Origin of the sequence: Streptomyces sp. NBC_01210 (genome assembly GCF_036010325.1) — a bacterium.
Classification (GTDB): domain Bacteria; phylum Actinomycetota; class Actinomycetes; order Streptomycetales; family Streptomycetaceae; genus Streptomyces.
The window spans coordinates 8787126-8804388 of the sequence record NZ_CP108549.1; the positions used below are offsets into that span (position 1 = coordinate 8787126).

The following is a 17263-nucleotide window of genomic DNA, read 5'->3' on the forward strand; positions in this document are numbered from 1 at the left end:
GTCTTCCGGGGCGGCCGGAGGCAGCATCCGGCCGTACCCGGACCACACCTCAGGAGGCAACGACCCATGCCGCAGCTCGCTCTCGACGGCGCAGCACTGACGTACGACGACGAGGGCCCCCGTGACGGTGACGGCGTGCCCCTGGTGTTCATCCACGGCTGGACGGCCAACCGGCACCGCTGGGACCACCAGACGGCACACTTCGCCCCGAAGCGGCGGGTCATACGGCTCGACCTGCGCGGGCACGGCGAGAGCAGCGGGTCGGGGGCGCGGACGATCGAAGAGCTGGCCGCGGACGTCCTCGCCCTCCTCGACCACCTGAAGGTCGACCGGTTCATACCCGTCGGCCACTCCATGGGCGGGATGATCGCGCAGACCCTCGCCCTCGGGCATCCCGAACGGATCGAGCGCCTCGTACTGGTGAACTCGATCAGCCGGATGACCTACAGCCGGGGGAGGGGCCTGCTGATGGCGGCATCCACGCTGGTGCCGTTCAAGTTGTTCGTCGCCGCCAACATCCAGCGGGCCTTTGCCCCCGGCTACCCGCGCGAGGAGATTCGCGAGTACATCCGGGCCTCCTCGGCCACACCGCGGGAGGTGGTCATGACGTGCTACGCCGCCATGCGGACCTTCGACGTCCTCGACCGGGTCGGCGAGATCCGCACGCCCACCCTGTTGGTGCACGGCTACCACGACATCCAGCTGCCCGTCGCGCAGATGCTTCGGATGGCCAAGGCCTACCCGGACGCGCTGGTCCGGATGGTGGACGCAGGCCACGAACTGCCGGTGGAGAAGCCGGCGGAGCTGACTGCGGCGCTCGACTGGTTCGTGACCGACCGAGCATAAGTGCGGTAGGCGACGGGGCCGACTCCGCGCAGGGCACCAGCATCCTGACCGACCTGCGCGGGCAGCTCGCCGTCCACCGACGGGCCCGCGCTGTCGCCGAGCACCAGCCGTACGACGCCACCGACCCCACCATGATCGATGCGCTCTACACCCTCGCCTGGGTCTGCCACGGCGGTCAACGCCCCGAGCTGTGGAAACCGTTGGACCGGGCGCTCAGCCGGCTGAAGCCTCATGTCCCGGACCGGCTGACCCTAAGACGCATACCGGCACGCGTCCGCAGTCAGCCGCGCGGGCGAGCTCGCCTCGCACGTCCGCACCGCACTGTTCCTCATCATGGATCTCGTCGAGGCCGTCGTCAGGACGGGCCGCCATGCTGAGGCGGCAGCTCATGTCGAAGCGGTACGCGAGGCCGGCATCGCCGCGATCTCGCCACGGTTAGCCATGAGGTCTTGGTAGCCGCGTGTCTGCCGCCAGGCCGGTTCGTCGGTGGCGTCAGTTGGTCCTGCGTGGTGTGCGATCGGGGCGGGTGGCGTAGTCGCTGGGCAACGGATGGCATCCCGTGTGGACTCCTCGGCCCGGGCCTCGTCCAGGACCCCTTCAGCTCACCCGACCTGTTCAGAAGTGCGCTGCAGCTGCCCACGCAGCTACGGCCCAATCCCGCGGCACGGCCGGAGGGCAGGGTCAGATACTGGTGGGCAGGGGGTCGTGGGGGAGTTGGGCGAGTATGAGGCGGCCGTCGGCGCGTACGTTGCATTCGCTGATGGTCCGGGCTACCTGGTGGACGTGTCCGTCCCGGGTTTCAAGGCGGAGGGTGACGGTGACTTCGCCGAGTCCTTGGCGTTGTCCGTCCTCGGCGGCGAGCCGGCGGTAGAGGGTGTTGGGCCAGTGGTCGGGGTCGCTGTCCTGCCACACCTTCACGGCGACGTCGTGGAAGCGGCATTTCTGTCCGCCGTGCGGCTCCTGCAGAAAGGAGTGACTCAGCGGCAAGGTGCCCAGCAGGGGGACGAGGCGGGTGTGCAGTTCATGGTTTTCGACCAGCCGGTGGCGCTGCCAGTGTCTGCCGGAGGGAACAGTCATCCGCACCGTGGCGAGCAGGTAGGGGTGACCGGCCGGGGCGGTGACGGGAAAGTCCGCCCGCCACACCGGCCAGGGCGGTACCGGAGGATCGAGCTCCGGTAACGGGCCGTTCCGGCTGGTCAGATGCACCCCGTGTTCGGTTTCCACCAGCAGATTATGACCCGTGCCCCGCCGTCGCGGGCGCGAACACCGATACGACCGGGGCCCGTTGGGACTGCTGGGAACGGCGCCTACCTCCTCCGTCGCTGCGGGTGTACGCCGTACCGACTGCGGGCCCGCAACGGCGGGACACTCGGCCTGCTGTCAGATGCGCACCGGCCTGAGCTCGGCCGCGCCGCTCAGCGCTGCGGTCAGCCGGTCGACCTCATCCGGCGCACCGGCGATCTCCACACCGTGAGGTCAACTCCCGCCACAGCAAGCACAGTTCCTCCATCTCGCGTACAGGGACGGCGGCGGGCCCTCAGCGAGGCAGGAAGAAGGATCGTGGGCGGCCGGCACCGGACGGCGATGCCGCCGACCCCGACCGAGCCCACATGCTGAAAGATCGCCGCGTCGAAATCCACGAGCGATTCGATCACGGTCCCGGCAGGATGTCCCTGTGAACCATGTCCTGTGCGGGCTCGCCGCCAACCCGGCCCTGCCGTCCGAGTTGGTCGACCGGCTGATCGCCGTCGCGGACGCAGACATTGCCGCGGACCTCGCAGATCGCGCGGACCTCAGCCATGCGCAGGTGGTTGCGCTGGCCGCGCGCGTTGAGGAGACCGCTGTGCGGCTTGCGTACGACGGCCGACTGACCGCCGCCGACGTCGATCCCGTGGCACAGCCGCACGCCGCGCTCGCCCTGCTCGGCGAGCGTGCCGGCAAACCGGAGTGGGCACGCCTCTTCGCGGCAGATCCAGTCGTCGAGCGCCGGGAGAAGTTGGCCACTTGCGCGGACCTCCCGCCTGATGTGGTGGAGACCCTCGCCGCCGACTCGGACGTACGGGTCGGCGCGGAGCTCGCGTTGTGGACGACGCCGGAAATGGCTGCCCGACTTGCGGGGCATCCGCATGCCGAGGTCCGCAGCGCGGTGGCGGCCAACGAGGCGACGCCACCGGCCGTGCTGGCGGCACTGATCACCGGCGAGGGGCTGCCTCCAGCGCAGTGGTGCCTGGTATGCGACCGCGAAGAGACGCCGTTCGTGCACGATCCGCTATGCCCGCGGATCGACTGCGATCTGCGGTCCGGTGCCTCCTGCGACGGCTCCCACCAGTCCACCGTGCACGAGATGCAGCAGATGGCGCTGCGGAATCCGGCCACACCGACCGAAGCCGTCGTCGGCTTCGTCGACCATCCTTCGATGCTGCTGCGCTGGGCGCTCGCCGCCCGGCGCGACCTGCCGATGGAGGTGTGCGGACGGCTCGCCGTTGATCCCCGTCCCGGTGTTCGAGCCGACCTTGCCGAGAATCCCGCGATCGACGACGCCCTGATCCGCGCGCTGGCCACCGACCCTGGCCACGACGTGCAGCGCAGGCTCGCACACAACCCACATGTGCCGCTCGACGTGCTGACCCACTTGGCCGGCGCTACCAAGATCGGCTCAACCCTCCTGCCGCGGATCGCCGTTGCCTCTCCCGCCGAAGTCAAGGAGCTGGCCGAGTCGCCGAATCCGGCCGTGCGGATGCTCTTGGCTGAGCGACGCGATCTGCCGGCTGAGATCCGCGACGCGCTGGCCGCCGACCCGGACGCGAAGGTGGTCAAGTCCATCGCGCCGCACCCGGGCCTCTCCGAAGCCCAGCTGCGCGCCATGGTCGACCGGCACGGAGTCCGGGTCGTCGCCAAGGTGGCGGCCAACCCGGACGCGTCGTCGGCACTGCTGGAGGACCTGGCCCGGCACGAACCGCCGGTGCCAAAGGCGCTCCGCGAGGTTGCCCGGCACCGCAACACGACGGCCCCGTCGCTGCTCGCCTGCTTGGCGGACAAGCGGGCGAGGCTCATAGCTGCCGGCCACCCGGCGCTGCCGCCGCCGGCCATAGTCGAACTGCTCGACGACGACGACTCGCGAGTGGTGGAAGCGGCGGCCGCCAACCCCTCGCTGCCGCGTGACGTGATGTCAGTGCTGGTGCCCTAGTCGGGCGGGCATACGTCCAGCACAGCCCACCGGCTGTCAGGACGGTCCTGGCGATCCGAGCCCCCGACGGGAAAAGAGTGGCCCGTGGCGGCGACCGTCCTGACATTGGTCATGGTCGTGCACTGGTACGAGCCGGCTGAGGATTCGATGGACGGGGTGGACGCGCTGCTGGCAGCGTATGACGAACAAGTACGGGGACATGTGCCGGAGCGGGCGCCCGTGGGGGCCGTGACAGAGGGGGACGGCACCGTCCTTCGGACCCACTACGGCACGCACGGCACGGTCCACCACGCTCCGTTGACCGGCGGGACCGGGCCGATGGAGGTGACCGGGCTGATCCGTCGGCAGCAAGAGGCCTTCGCTGCCCGCTCCGAGCCGGTCGAGTGGCGGGCGTACGCCCACGACCCGGTCCCCATGGACGAACCGCTGCGCGCCGCCGGTTTCACGGCCGTCGGTCCGGAACGGACGCTGCTGATCGCGGACCTCGACGACGTGACGGGCGCGGTAGCGCCTGCGAAGGGCCTGCGGGTGCGGCGGCTGAGCTACGGCTACCCCCGAACTCTCCGTCCTCGCCAGGACCTGGTCGAAGGCGTAGGCCTGTTGCGAAAGTGGCTTGTGGTGAGATCCAGCGAACTGGCTGGAGCCCTGATGACGAACGGCGATGCTATGTGGTTCCCGCGGGGGTTGCACCCGCTGTGGTGAGGAGAGCGACGGTTTCGGGATGGGGGCCGTCGATCGCCCAGTTGATTGGTGAGCGGCCCGTGCCGTGATCTTCACGAAGGTTCGGATCGGCGCCGCGCGTCAACAATTCGCGCACCGTTTCAGTGTGTCCCCAGCATGCGGCTGCGCACAGGGGGGTGCCTTCCGAGCCGAGTCCGCTGCTCTCGGTGTCCGGAGAGGCCCCGGCCGCCAGGAGCAGGCGGGCGATCTCGGCTTCTCCATTCACGGATGCCACATACAGAGGAGTGGTGCCCTCGCTGTCCTCTCGGTTCGGGTCGGTCCCAGCCCACAGAAGCGCCTTCACACGGATGGTGTCGCCCATCAAGACTGCTACGAATAGGTGTCGGGAGAGCTTCTTCCGCTTCCGCTGGTTCATGGGTGCCGAGGTTAACGACTGGGTACGCGGCGGGGCCACATATATCCACTCGTTGATGGCGGCGACGACCACGGTCGCTGCGAAGCGAACGGCAAGTTTGTCGTGTCTCGTTCCTACCGCTCGATGCCTCTTCAGGCGGTTGATCCCACACTCCACCGCGTGGCGCTCGTGGTAGTCGGGCTTGTCGAACTTCGGTGGTCGGCCGCCGCGGGACCCGCGCTTTTTCGTGCCCCGGCGGCGTGCTGGTGGGCGCGTGCGATGGTGGAGTCCACGCTGACATCCCAGGTGATCCGGCCCTTCGCGTCGGCCACGGCCTGCAGTTGCTCGAGGATCCGCTTCCAGGTGTCGTCGCGCTGCCAACGCCGGAACAGGTCGTAGGCCCGGTCTCCCGGCCCGTACCGCTGTGGGACATCCCGCCACGGCGCACCGGTCCCGATCCGCGAACGTATGCCGTTGATCAGCTGCCGCCATGTCCAAGTCGGCGGCCGACCCGGCTTCTTGCCTCGCGCCGGGAGGTACCGCCGGCGTTGAGGCGCGAGGACTTGCGCGGTGTCGACGCCGTGGCGCAGGTGCCGGCCGGTGGTGGCGAGGCGGGGGATGGGCTCGCCGGATATCCATCCGGTGATCGCGGTGGCGATGTCGACGCTCTGCCGGGCGCTGGTACGCGATGGCTTCTGGGTGCAGTCCCAGGCGCCGTTGGCCTCGGGGTGCCTCAGCAGATTGTCGTAGACCTGGTGCTGGGCGAGGAAGTCCAGGTTCCGCTGCGGGGGCCATTCGTCGGGGAAGAGGCCGGCGAGCATGTCGGCCACGATGTCGTCGTAGGCCGGGCTGGTGGCGGCGGGGTCCTGGAGCAGGAGTTCGGTGAGGACTTCGGCGAGGTTGTCGAGTGCCCGGGGGGATGCTGGTGCGCGGCGTGGTCCAGCGGCGCCGACGGCGGGCTCGGTGGCTTCGTACTGTTCGGCGGTCTTGCTGCCAGTGCCAGCCGGCGGGCCTGGAGCTCCGGTGGCAGTTGCCGGGACAGCTTAAATGAGACGGTGCTCCGGCAGGTCGCACTCTGCGGTGAGTAAAGATCAGGTCTGTTCGCACGGGGATCCCCATACGAACAGACCTGAACCGGACCTCAAGATGCTCCGCTATCCCTTTCGGCCGTATCTCGGCCAACCCCCTTACGGGTTGCGAGTGGTGATGTGGATGAACCGGCCGCACTGGTGGTGCAGGAAGTCCTCGGAGAGCGGGCGCCGGCTGACCGGGCAGCTGGCCTCGTACAGCTGGTTGTCGGCGGCCAGCAGGGAGATCCGAAGACGGTCGGCGGCGACGGCCAGGGAGACACTTGCGATGCGGGTGGAGGGGTAGCCCGGGATGTTCGACAGGGCAATCCACCGGTTGTGAGCGCGGATGAACCGTTCTTCCTGGATCCAGGCCTGGCCTTGCGAGTCCACCTCGGCCCGGTAGATGCCACGCTCGGTGCCGACCGTGGCGATGTCCAGGGCCGGCCCTTGTGGGCCGGTGGCTCCGTCTGCTCCGTCTGCTCCGTCTGCTCCGGTGGCTCCTTGTGGGCCGGTGGGACCGGTGGGACCCGGGGTGGTGTAGGTGATCGTGACCGTGGGCGTGCCAGTAGTGTCGGCAGCAGCTTGGGGATTCACCGCACCGGCCGTGACAAACGACGACCCAGCACCTCCACCACCAGAGCCGTAGCTGTCGAAGGGGTCGGCGCCGCCGCCGCCGAAGAAGCCGCCGCCACCCCCGCCGCCGAGAGCATCGGTACCGCCGAGACCACCGCTACCGGCGGAGCCGACGCCACCGCCGCGCCGAAGCCGGAGGCGCCCCCGCCGCCGCTGGTGCCGCCCCCCGTCGTGCTGTACGTGCCGACTGTCGCTCCCGTGCCCAGCCGCTGACTCATCTTGGTGTCCAGACCAACGGCGGGCAGCGGGGGAGCGAGCCAGGCATCGAGTGAGATCAACGAGGACCTCCAGTGAGACGTAACGGTTCACCAGGGCGAGAATCAGCATGCCGAGGTGCTCGATGACGTACTCACGCACGTCATCGAGCACCTCGTCCGGCGTCCCTGTGCAGGCATGCAGCAGCGGCTGGATCCGGTCGGGCAACCGTGCACGGTCCCCTCCGGCAACTCCCGGCCGTTCTTCTGTCTCAGCGGCCACGATCTTGCAGTATTAACCGGGGCTGCCGCAGTACCAGTTGCCCGTCGAGGTGCAGACCGTCACCTGAATGCGGCGTACGTCGTACGGTGTGGTTCGGGAGAGCGAGATGCCGGCCGTCGTGCCGTTCGTCGCGCGTCCACTGGCCTGGCGGTTGACGGTCGTCCAGGCACCGTGGTTGTACTCCAGCCAGCTCACGTAGACATATGACGTCGAGGGCTTGCTGGCGTAGTCGGTCACTGAGCCGCTGACGCTGAAGCCGTTGTTGTTCTCATCGATATAGCCGCTGCCGCGGGCGAAGCTGTTGCTCGCCGACCAGCCGCGGTCGGCCACCTTCGCCTCCGCCTGAGTGGTCGCGGCCATCAGCGCCAGTACCGCCAGTGCCCCGCCTGCCGTGCTTCGTAACGCAGTCCTGCGCATGCTTGTACACACCTTTCGCTTGAGCTTGGGGAGTGGGCCGACGGAGATGTCCGTCGGAATGCCAGGAGCATGCTGGCGTTCGGCGGGGCGGAACAAGGGCAGGGGGCTGTCCCGGACAGGCCCGCGCTGTCCGGGCTGGTCAGCGGCATGTCCCACGCCGCCTCCGGACAGCAGCATACTGCCGACTGTTGCTCCCCTGCCCAGCCGCTGACTCCATTTCGTGTCCAGACCAACGGCGCCCTGCAGGAGGCCGAGTCAGGCATCGAGTGAGATCAACGGGCACCGCCAGCTGAGGAGTACCAGCTCGCCGGGGCGAGAATCGGTATCACGGGTGGGTCGAAATCCTGGACCGGCACTTCCCGCCCCAGTAGCCCGACCAGGGCACGGCCGACTGACTCCGACGATCCCGACACCGCCAATGCCGTGGCGGCCCGGTTGGTCACCGGGCCGCCACGGGCGTGCGTCGCGTCGCTGGGCTTCGTCTCCGGAGGCCTCACTGCTGGCGTCCGCACTGCGCCGCGTCTCGCGCGCGAACTGCCCACGCACTTCGTCTCCTTCGACTGTCTTCACTCCCCACGGTGAGGGCCGTAGACGCCTGGATTGCCGACGCAGCTACGCGGGTGTTGGTGAGCCGCCCCCACGCATTATGAGTCGGTACCGCGCCTCTTCCGTCACTTGCCATCCGGCACGCCAGTTGAAGGACACCTCGACAGCGCCCACCGCGGTCGCGAGGGCGACCGTGGCGAAGGCGATGCGCCCCCAGATGTTGAGTGCCCACTTCCGAACCGCCAGTCCCGCAAGTCATTCGACGGGACCATCTCAAACCAGGTCGACGTAAGACCCTAATACGCCCTATGCTTATTACATGTCACTTGTGCGGCAGGCAGTGGACGATGACGTCGCGGAGCTCGTACGCATGCGGGCGTTGCTGTTTGACACCCTCGGCGGCGACTTCTTCAACCCCTCATCAGCAGACGACGACTGGCGGGACACTCTTGCCGCGGTGCTGAAGGAACAGGTGACAGCGGACGCCGTGCGGATCCTCGTTGTGCACGGCGACAACGGCCTCGCCGCCTGCGGCATCGGCACCATCGAGCAACGGCTGCCCGGCCCGCACCTGCGCAACGGCCGGATCGGACACGTGATCGGCCTGGTCACCGATCCGGCGTACCGACGGCGCGGCCACAGCCGCGCGATCATGCAGGGCCTGCTCGACTGGTTCCGGGAACGCCAGGTGGCCCGAGTGGACTTGTATGCCTCTCCGGACGGTGAGCCTCTTTACCGTGCGCTCGGCTTCGCCGACCACCCAGACCCCTCGCTGTACTGGCGTCCGTGACAGGCGCCCCGCCGCACCAGGCGACCAGCCGCGCGAAAGACTCTCACCTGCGTTCTCGGGCGGACTGATCGCCAACTGCTCCTGGTCCTCACCGACAAGCGCTCGCTGATTTCGCTCGACCCGCGTCCGCTGAACAGTGCGGAGAGGCCGGTGCTTGCCCACATCCTCTCCGTGGACACAGTGCGGCGCCGTGCCCGGACGGGTCGTACACCCCCCGGGAGGCGACCGCTGAGGAGTTCGAGCTGGATGTCGTGGTGGCGCAGGTCCTCGGCGATGCTCAGCTCGGCGCCGCGGCCCAGGCGCTTCGTGAACTTCGGCATGCGATGATATTGGTCCGACTGTGATGTCGACCGACATGTACGGCGTGCGGGTTCTGAAAGTCGATCCGGACCGGCTCCCTGTCAGAATCCAGGTGCTCGTCGTCTACTACGACACCGGGTCGCGCACGCACATCCCCCTGCCGGGCGAGGAGCCGGGCGTCTTCCTGCACTTCCTCTGGGAGAGCGCGGCGGGCTATCTGAGCAACGACGACGAACGCAAGGGTCCCCTGGGAAGGGTGCTGAGCACCGACGACATCCTGAACTACGAATGGGTCGACACCAACGCACGCCGTTTCATCTCGGAAGTCCGGCGCACCGAGACGCTCAACGACCCGCCCACCGAGGAACAGTGGGAAGAACTCCACGACTTCTACTACGAACGTGGCGGCACCTGGCAGGACGAGGGTCTGCTGATCCAGGGCGAGTACGAGATACGGGTCACGGACCGCAAGTGGCTGGAGCATTTGAGCAAGGGGCAGGCCTGGAGCTCGGCCGCCTTCCCGTTGAACGGCGACAGCTGGACGGCCGAGGACGCGCCGTACATACCCGGGCCTTGCCCAACCGGCGGTCAGCCTGCGACCGTTCGAGACGACAACGGGTAGTAGCGTCAAGTACGACTGCGTCGAGCGTATGGAGTTCTCGGACGACGGCAAGTACCTGGCGGTGTGCAGCGACCAGGGGCGGGTGTGGGTGTACGACACCGCAGACTGGAGCGAGACCGTGCACACCCATGCCGGTGACCGGATCGTGCCGCTGATGATGTGGGTGCACTGTTGCGAGAGCGTTGGTCACATGCCCCTTTCGTAGGCCCCGTCCCACGGGCCGTAGGGCACGCAGCCCACCGGCGCTGCGCCAGGACGGTCACACCCGCAGCGAAACCAGCCGGGCCGCCAGCGCGTGTTGAATTACGTCATGATCGCCTCAGAAGGGAACGCCTTGCACACCAAAGGACCACGCCCCTCCCGCCGCACCGCACTCGCTCTCGGCGCCGGCACGGCACTTTCCGTCGCCCTGCCCCTCGGCGGGACGGCATACGCCTTACCTGGCGGGGATGACGGCATCACTTCGCGGCTGAGGGAGCTCGAGCAGCAGCACTGCGCCCGTCTGGGCGTGTTCGCCCGCAATATGCGCACGGGCAGGATGGTGGCGTACCGCGCGGACGAACGCTTCCCAATGTGCTCGCTGTTCAAGACGATCGCCGCCGCGGCCGTTCTGCGCGACCTCGACCACGACGGCGAGTTCCTGGCCAAGCGCATCCGGTACACCGCGGAGTACGTCGAGAAGTCGGGCTACTCCCCGATCACCGGCAAGGCCGAGAACCTCGCAGGCGGCATGACCGTCGCGGAGCTGTGTGACGCCGCCATCCGCCACAGCGACAACACCGCGGGAAACCTGCTGCTCCGCGAGCTGGGGGGACCGACCGCCGTCACCCGCTTCTGCCGCTCGATCGGGGACGGCAAGACCCGGCTCGATCGATGGGAGCCCGAACTCAACTCGGCGGAACCACGGCGCGTGACCGACACCACCACACCCCGCTTCATCGGCCGGACCTACACGCGCCTCACGCTCGGCGACGCGCTCACATCCCAGGACCGGGAACGGCTCACCGGCTGGCTGCTCGCCAACACGACCAGCGGCGACAGATTCCGCGCCGGCCTTCCCGCCGACTGGATTGTGGCCGACAAGACCGGTGGCGGGAGGTACGGCGGCAACAACGACGTGGGCATCACTTGGCCGCCGGACGGCGCACCGATCGTGATGGCCGTCCTGACGACCAAACACGAGGAAGACGCGTCGGCTGACCATCCGCTGGTGGCCAGCACCGCCGCACTGCTGGCGGCGGCACTCATCTAGGGTCGGTTACGGAAGTGCTGGTCACAGGCACTCGAACTGCGGGGAGTCCCCCCGCTGCCCGGTGGTGATCACGATGGACATGGGCTTCTGTCCTTGCTCGACGGCCAGGTGCAGCCCGGTGGTCAGGCCGCCGCGCGAACGTCCGAGGCCGTGGTCGTCGGGCTCGGTGGCGACGCCGCCGGGCGGCTCCTTCTGCAAGTACTGCAAGTCCCCATGTTCCTCGCTCCTGCGGCGTGCTGGTCGGCACGGCAGGCGGTGGCGTCGATGTTGAGGTCCCAGGACCGCCGCGAACACATCGGTTGCGTGATCTCTCCTTCGGGGGCAACGTGTGGCCGCCAGGCCGCGTCCTTCTGGGCGTGATCGAACTTCTCGACCCTTCCAGCCCTGACGACTACGAAGGGGCCGTGCGGCCAGGCCCGCTGTGGCGCCACGCCTTGTGGGTGGCGGTCATCACCGTCCTCGGGGTGGGCCTGGGTTGGGCCGGCGCCTTGTACCGTATCGGCCCCGAGGAGTACGGGCTGCCGTCCGCCGCTCCGGGGGCACTCTGGCCGTATCTGCTCGCTTGGACCGCGACCGGCCTGGCGGCGGCAGCCGCACTGCGTGCTGCCGCCGCCAGGGTGCCGGTCTATGCCCCGGAAGGGATCGCGGTCGTGCTCACCATGCTGGGCACCCGGCTCTCGCTGGGCTGGCGGCCGGAGGCGCCGGTGCTGGGTGCGATGGCTGGGGCCGCGCTGACGGCGGCGGCCATATGGTGCGCCCTTGCGCTGCGCTCCGGCTCTCATGGCAACCGCGGCGGGGGAGGTACCTCTGGCGGGTGAGGGGGGAAGTCGACGTCACGAAGCCTCAGGGCCACCCAGACCGACGGGAATTCGCTGGGGCAGCGGGTTCAGAAGTCCGTGGAGGATTGGGTGACCTCGGCCAGGACGGCGCTGAGCAAGTGAGGGAAGCGGGCGTCGAGTTCGGCCCGGCGCAAGGACACCAGGCGAGTCTTGCCGCTGGTGCGCGTGGAGGTATTGCCCGCCTCGCGCAGCATCCGCCAGTGGTTCGACAGCGTGGAGCGCGGAACGGTGATCCCTTCAGGGCCGCACGTGACTTCACCGTTCGCCGTCAGGCACCGCAGTAGCTCCAGACGCGCGGGGTCACCGAGGGCATGCAGCACGGCCGCCCAGGTCGAAGCCTGCGGGCTTGGGCTGACTCAGAGTGCGTACGTCTCCGCCTCGGGCCTGCAACTAGTATGGCCATCAGTTCAAGATTTCGAGATCATCGAACTGATCTTGGAGGGTGGGCATGAAGGTGCTGGCGACGCTGGCCCGGCTGTACGTGGATGACATGGACCGCGCGCTTCCGGCCCTGCGCGACCTGACGGGCCAGGACACCCGGATGCGGTTCCCCTACGGCGACGTGGAAGTCGCGAGCATCGGCGGCTTCCTGCTCGTTGCGGGCACCGACAAGGCGCTTGCTCCGTATCGGGAGATCCAGAGCACGGTCCTCGTCGATGATCTGGACGGACTGAACAAGCTCCTGGACACGCACGGCGGGGAGATCGTCTCCGGCCCGAACCAGGTGCCGACCGGGCGCAACGCCACCGTGCGACACCCCGGCGGGGTCATCTTCGAGTACGTCGAGCACTCCGCGTAGGCAGTATCACGTCGATCGAGTGGTGTTCTGGCCCGCTTGTCTGTAAGCGCTCATGATCCGCTGAGTGCCACGGCGAGAACGCAACAGCTGGCTTCCTCCTCCGTCCCTCAGCGTCCGGTCCAAGTTCAACGGCGATCGGTCCAAGCTCGGTGGCAGAGGACAGCGGAGGTCAAAGATCAAGATGAGTGCATGATCCCTTTGAGCTCGATAACCGTTTCAGATCTATATGATGCACTTTGTGATCACGTCCGGACGGCGCCGGAGCCGTCGTCTTCCCTACGGCGGCCGGTGGGACGCTGCCCGGCTCTCACCCGTGATCCTTACCGTCCTCATCGCCGGCCTGGCGTTCTCCACACCGAGGGAGATTGCCTTCAGCCGCCTCCTGCCTGCTGCACCCGCCCTCGCCGCTGCGATGTGGCCCGTGCTCCCCACGATCCTGCTGGGGACGTTCTGCCTGCTGGTCATGATCGGCCTCAGCTTCTTCTACACCGACCTGGGGACGCCGTACACGGCGGCTGCGATCGTCGCGGTCACCTTGGCGGCCGCCTATGCAAGCCACGTCCGGCTCCAGCGGGAGGAGACACTCTTCCACGTCCGGCTCGTCGCCGATGCAGCTCAGAAGGTGCTGCTACGGCCCCTGCCGCGCCGCATCGCGGGCGTCGAGATCGAGTCGCTGTATCTGGCGGCCCAAGAGCAGGCCCGGATCGGCGGCGACTTCTACGAGGCGGCCGACACGCCGTACGGGGTCCGGCTGCTCATCGGCGACGTACGCGGCAAGGGCCTGCCCGCGGTGGGGGCGGCTGCGGCGGTGATCAGCTGCTTCAGGGAGGCCGCGTACGACGAGCCCGACCTGAGGGGCATCGTCCATCGCCTGGAGACCAGCATCGCCCGCCACAGCGACGCGTTCCCCGCCCAGGACCTGCCGGAGCGCTTCGCTACCGCTATTCTCGCCGAGATCCCGCACGGCAGCGACCACGTCAGACTTCTCAACTGCGGGCACCCCCCGCCGCTGCTCGTGCACCGCGGGGAGATCCGCGTCCTGGAGCCCACCACCCCCTCGCCGCCCCTCAACCTCGCGACGCTCATCGGAGACCGTTACTTTGTCGACACCGCCGCCTTGGCCCCGGGCGACCAGCTGCTGCTCTACACCGACGGCGTAACGGAGACCCGGGACCGCACTGGCGAGTTCTTCCCGCTGCCGGACTGGATGCGGCGGCAAGGCCCGGCGCCGCCCCGCGAGCTGCTCGACCGGCTTCACCGGGACCTGCTCCACTACAGCGGCGGCAGGCTCGACGACGACATCGCGGCCCTCGCCGTGCGGTGCCTGAACACCCGGGCGCAGGAGCACCCAGAGTAGGTGGGGGCGCCCGCCGCGGCAGTCCGGCCAAGCAGGGAACCGCCACCGCCGGGGACCGCGGCGGCCGATGGGGTCGACTCCTCACACCTGTTACGAGCGCTACCGGATGAACCGGGGGAGCCATTTCGCCTTGTAGCCGGGGTGCCAGGCGTACTCGGCGGCCAGCTGCCGCACCGCGAAGCCAAGTCCGACGGCACGTCCGGAGGCGAAGTCGTCGTCCGGCCGGTCGGCGTCCCGGTCCGCCACTTCCACGTACTCGCCGAGCAGGACGCGACTGGTCTCGATGCGGGCCAGCGTACGAGCCGGATCCTGGAGTGCGATGTGCCGGTCGTAGCCGGCTCCTCTCACCGTGAACGCTATGCCGGACGTCCTGTCGTGGACCTCTCCTGGAACATCCGCCGGACACCTCCAGCTCGCGCCGCCGGCGTCCCACGCGACCTGCTCCTCCTCGGCAAGCCGCGCTTCGATGAAGGACACCATGTCTGCGTTGCCGGCCATGCGACGGCGTTTCCTCTCGTGACGGTTACTCGTGACGGTTTATACGGGGACTGCGCAGTCATTCTGGGGGACCTCGGACCTCGTGATCCAGCCCGCAGCCGCTCCCAGCCGCCGACGCACGGCCGGCCACGAGGCCGACATACCTGCGGCACTGCCCGCTGGGCGCTGGCGACCGGCAACGCGAGCGGCTGTCCGCCCAAGAGGGGAGCAGGGCAGGGGAGCAGGGGTGTCTCTGCTTCCTTCGTCAAGCCTGCGTGGGTCATGCGGGGGTTGCTTCTGGGGTGCGTGACTCGTGGAAGGTTCTGCCTCGCAGCATGGTGACAGGACGCTTGGCTTCGTTCACTTTCAGCGACAGCGTTTCGACGGCACTGCGGTGTCACCGAGTGGCCGCCGGTGACGATCGCGAGCTTTCCGGCTCGCGGGCTCCGGGGGTGTTGAGGGCGACCTCCCGGTTCCGACTCGACCGTGCATTCCTCAATCGTGACGGAAATTACATTTCTCCGATTTCATCTATTTTCTGGACTATTGTGTGCGAATTCGCTTGTGCAGGTCTGGCTCTGGCTGGCCAAACGCACCTTTCCGGCCCGTCGGCGCTACAGGGAGAGACATGGGACGCGCACGCAGCAGAACCGTCAACTGGCGGATGGTTCTGCCTGTCGCAGGTGGGGCTGTCGTGCTCGGATTGGGTGGCCTCTACGTCGCTGGGCTCGTGGCCGGCGACGACATCGCCGAGGGCACAAGGGTGCGCGGTGTCGACATCGGAGGAATGGGCCGAGCGGAGGCCCAGCGGGTCCTGCACCGCAAGCTCGGGCCGGTCTTCGCGGCACCGCTCACGCTGAAGATCGGTGACCGTATCGAGAAGGCCGATCCCGGCGCGCTCGGGTTGTCCCTCGACACTGCAGCGACCGTCGACCGTGCCGCGAGCGCAGGATCCGACCCGGTGACAGCGATCGGCAGGCTCCTCGCCTCCGGCGGCCGGGACGTCGAGCCGGTGCTACGTGTGGACGAGCACAAGAGCCGGGCGGGAACAGACCGTATCGCCGCGGCCGCCAAGCGGCAGGTCCGTGACGGGGCCATATCGTTCGAGAAGGGCAGAGCGAAGGCCGTCGCTCCGGTCACCGGCGTCACCGTGATCGCGGACAAGGCCCTGGACACCATCCTCCACGACTACCGCAACGCGACGCATGCCACCCCCGTCGCGATACCGGTGAGGCAGACGCAGCCGCGCATCGGCCCGCACGAGACCGAGCGAGCCATGAATGAGTTCGCCCAGCCCGCGATGTCCGGCCCCGTCATACTGACCCTCGCCGACAAACGCATAGCCATGGCCCCCGCCACGCTCGGCAAGCATCTGACGATGAAGCCCGACAGCCGAAACCGCCTTGTGCCGAGCCTCGACTCCAAGGGGCTGTTCGTCGACCCCGCTGTCTCCCGCCCGGTGCGGGACGCCTCCCAGGGCCCTCGGGACGCCGCGCTCCGTCTCGACGACGACGACCGCGTGGTGGTGGCCCAGGACAGCAGTGTCGGGCGGCATGTCACCGCGAAGGCCCTCGGCGAGGCCGTGATGCCCCTGCTGACCCGCTCCGGCCCGGCCCGCACCGGCGAGATCGCCTCCGCAGTGGTCCAGCCGAAGCTCACGAGTGCATCGGTCCAGCGGCTCGGCATCAAGGAGAAGGTCTCCTCCTTCACCGTCGCGTTCCCGGCCGCCCCCTACCGCAGCACCAACATCGGCCGTGCGGTGCAGCTCATCAACGGCTCGGTTGTCCACCCCGGACAGGAGTGGAGCTTCAACCGCACGGTCGGCGAGCGCACGAAGGACAACGGCTTCGTCGACGGCATCATGATCAACAATGGTCAGTTCGTGAAGTCGCCCGGCGGCGGCGTCTCCGCAGTCGCCACCACCATGTTCAACGCCATGTTCTTCGCGGGCGTCAAGCCCATGGAGCACGGCGCCCACTCCTTCTACATCGAGCGCTACCCCGAGGGCCGCGAGGCCACCGTCGCGTGGGGCACCCTCGACCTCCGCTGGATCAACGATTCTGGTCACGCCCTCTACATCAAGGCCGAATCCACTGACACGTCGGTGACCATCACCTTCCTGGGCACGAAGAAGTACGACGAGATACGTGCGACCAAGGGGCCGCGCACCAACATCAAGCCGCCGGGCACGCGCACAGGCAGCGGCCCGCAGTGCGAAGTCCAGAGCCCACTCCAAGGGTTCGACGTTTCCGTCGGCCGCGTCTTCGTGCAGGACGGCCGGGAAATCAAGCGCGAAGACTTCCAGACCCACTACACGCCTCGCGACAAGGTCACGTGCACCCCGGAGGAACCGGCCACCGCAGCGGCGGCGGGACGATCGGACGCATCGCGCGCAACGGCAACGGCAACGGCAACGGCAACGAGCGACCGCGCCCCCCTCGGCTGATTCGAGTCCGCTGGGTCCGCACGGCAAGCGCGCCGTCCGTGCCGGGCTACGGTCGGGCCTGTCAGCGCAATGGCAGGGCGGCTTCGAGTTGAGGGTGGGGTGGCGCTACGCGGTCCCCGGGCCGTACTCG

Annotated in this window: 19 protein-coding genes and 1 pseudogene; 11 read left to right on the forward strand and 9 right to left on the reverse strand. The window is 68.4% G+C overall.

Annotated features, from left to right (window positions below; all coding sequences use genetic code 11):
• Positions 1-66 precede the first annotated feature (66 nt).
• Positions 67-846, forward strand: coding sequence for an alpha/beta fold hydrolase (locus tag OG735_RS39635; protein WP_327327977.1), 780 nt, complete (start codon positions 67-69; stop codon positions 844-846).
• A 681-nt stretch (positions 847-1527) separates the two neighbouring features.
• Here OG735_RS39635 and OG735_RS39640 read toward each other — a convergent pair.
• Positions 1528-2070, reverse strand: a complete 543-nt coding sequence (locus OG735_RS39640; protein ID WP_327327978.1) for a hypothetical protein — start codon at positions 2068-2070, stop codon at positions 1528-1530.
• 451 nt (positions 2071-2521) lie between these two features.
• On the opposite strand from OG735_RS39640, the gene OG735_RS39645 reads away from it, so the two are divergent.
• Positions 2522-4033 carry a hypothetical protein gene (locus OG735_RS39645; RefSeq protein WP_327327979.1) on the forward strand — a complete coding sequence of 504 codons (1512 nt, stop codon included), beginning with the start codon at positions 2522-2524 and terminating at the stop codon, positions 4031-4033.
• 84 nt (positions 4034-4117) lie between these two features.
• The gene (locus OG735_RS39650; RefSeq protein ID WP_327327980.1) at positions 4118-4735 is read left to right on the forward strand and encodes a hypothetical protein; all 618 of its coding nucleotides are present in this window, start codon (positions 4118-4120) and stop codon (positions 4733-4735) included.
• On the opposite strand, the gene OG735_RS39655 is transcribed toward OG735_RS39650, so the two are convergent.
• The 5 genes and pseudogenes from OG735_RS39655 to OG735_RS39675 form a co-directional block, all read right to left on the reverse strand.
• Complete coding sequence (locus OG735_RS39655; protein ID WP_327327981.1) at positions 4698-5129, reverse strand: ankyrin repeat domain-containing protein; 432 nt, start codon at positions 5127-5129, stop codon at positions 4698-4700. The genes OG735_RS39650 and OG735_RS39655 overlap by 38 nt on opposite strands.
• Before the next feature lie 42 nt (positions 5130-5171).
• Positions 5172-5698, reverse strand: a pseudogene (locus OG735_RS39660) (transposase); the annotation flags it as partial.
• A 597-nt stretch (positions 5699-6295) separates the two neighbouring features.
• Positions 6296-6772 (reverse strand): hypothetical protein, encoded by a 477-nt coding sequence (locus tag OG735_RS39665; protein ID WP_327327982.1) that lies wholly within the window; start codon positions 6770-6772, stop codon positions 6296-6298.
• Entirely contained in the window at positions 6769-7089 is a 321-nt protein-coding gene (locus OG735_RS39670) for a hypothetical protein (protein ID WP_327327983.1), read from the reverse strand. The genes OG735_RS39665 and OG735_RS39670 overlap by 4 nt, the downstream gene beginning before the upstream one ends.
• A 211-nt stretch (positions 7090-7300) precedes the next feature.
• On the reverse strand, positions 7301-7705 hold the full coding sequence (locus OG735_RS39675; RefSeq protein ID WP_327327984.1) for a hypothetical protein: 405 nt from the start codon (positions 7703-7705) through the stop codon (positions 7301-7303).
• An 865-nt stretch (positions 7706-8570) separates the two neighbouring features.
• On the opposite strand from OG735_RS39675, the gene OG735_RS39680 reads away from it, so the two are divergent.
• From OG735_RS39680 to bla, 4 genes are all read left to right on the forward strand, one after another.
• Positions 8571-9041: a GNAT family N-acetyltransferase gene (locus tag OG735_RS39680; protein WP_327327985.1), complete on the forward strand. Its 471-nt coding sequence runs from the start codon at positions 8571-8573 to the stop codon at positions 9039-9041.
• Positions 9042-9405: 364 nt separating this feature from the next.
• A complete protein-coding gene (locus tag OG735_RS39685; protein ID WP_327327986.1) occupies positions 9406-9963 on the forward strand; it encodes a hypothetical protein in 558 nt (185 codons plus the stop codon).
• Between the two features lie 28 nt (positions 9964-9991).
• Entirely contained in the window at positions 9992-10168 is a 177-nt protein-coding gene (locus OG735_RS39690; RefSeq protein ID WP_327327987.1) for a hypothetical protein, read from the forward strand.
• Positions 10169-10273: 105 nt separating this feature from the next.
• Positions 10274-11215, forward strand: a complete 942-nt coding sequence (gene bla, locus OG735_RS39695; protein ID WP_327327988.1) for a class A beta-lactamase — start codon at positions 10274-10276, stop codon at positions 11213-11215.
• A 21-nt stretch (positions 11216-11236) separates the two neighbouring features.
• Here bla and OG735_RS42205 read toward each other — a convergent pair whose 3' ends face one another.
• The gene (locus OG735_RS42205; RefSeq protein ID WP_442812567.1) at positions 11237-11422 is read right to left on the reverse strand and encodes a hypothetical protein; all 186 of its coding nucleotides are present in this window, start codon (positions 11420-11422) and stop codon (positions 11237-11239) included.
• Positions 11423-11574: 152 nt separating this feature from the next.
• Here OG735_RS42205 and OG735_RS39705 point away from each other — a divergent pair, with 152 nt between their 5' ends.
• A complete protein-coding gene (locus OG735_RS39705) occupies positions 11575-12033 on the forward strand; it encodes a hypothetical protein (protein ID WP_327328617.1) in 459 nt (152 codons plus the stop codon).
• A 68-nt stretch (positions 12034-12101) separates the two neighbouring features.
• On the opposite strand, the gene OG735_RS39710 is transcribed toward OG735_RS39705, so the two are convergent.
• The gene (locus OG735_RS39710) at positions 12102-12374 is read right to left on the reverse strand and encodes an ArsR/SmtB family transcription factor (protein WP_327327989.1); all 273 of its coding nucleotides are present in this window, start codon (positions 12372-12374) and stop codon (positions 12102-12104) included.
• Positions 12375-12502: 128 nt separating this feature from the next.
• On the opposite strand from OG735_RS39710, the gene OG735_RS39715 reads away from it, so the two are divergent.
• Both OG735_RS39715 and OG735_RS39720 read left to right on the forward strand, forming a co-directional pair.
• Positions 12503-12853, forward strand: coding sequence for a VOC family protein (locus OG735_RS39715; RefSeq protein ID WP_327327990.1), 351 nt, complete (start codon positions 12503-12505; stop codon positions 12851-12853).
• Between the two features lie 238 nt (positions 12854-13091).
• Entirely contained in the window at positions 13092-14210 is a 1119-nt protein-coding gene (locus OG735_RS39720) for a PP2C family protein-serine/threonine phosphatase (RefSeq protein ID WP_327327991.1), read from the forward strand.
• 99 nt (positions 14211-14309) lie between these two features.
• Here the strand turns inward: OG735_RS39720 and OG735_RS39725 are convergent, their stop codons facing one another.
• The gene (locus OG735_RS39725) at positions 14310-14708 is read right to left on the reverse strand and encodes a DUF6221 family protein (RefSeq protein ID WP_327327992.1); all 399 of its coding nucleotides are present in this window, start codon (positions 14706-14708) and stop codon (positions 14310-14312) included.
• 607 nt (positions 14709-15315) lie between these two features.
• Here OG735_RS39725 and OG735_RS39730 point away from each other — a divergent pair.
• Positions 15316-17133 (forward strand): VanW family protein, encoded by a 1818-nt coding sequence (locus OG735_RS39730; protein WP_327327993.1) that lies wholly within the window; start codon positions 15316-15318, stop codon positions 17131-17133.
• Positions 17134-17263 lie beyond the last annotated feature (130 nt).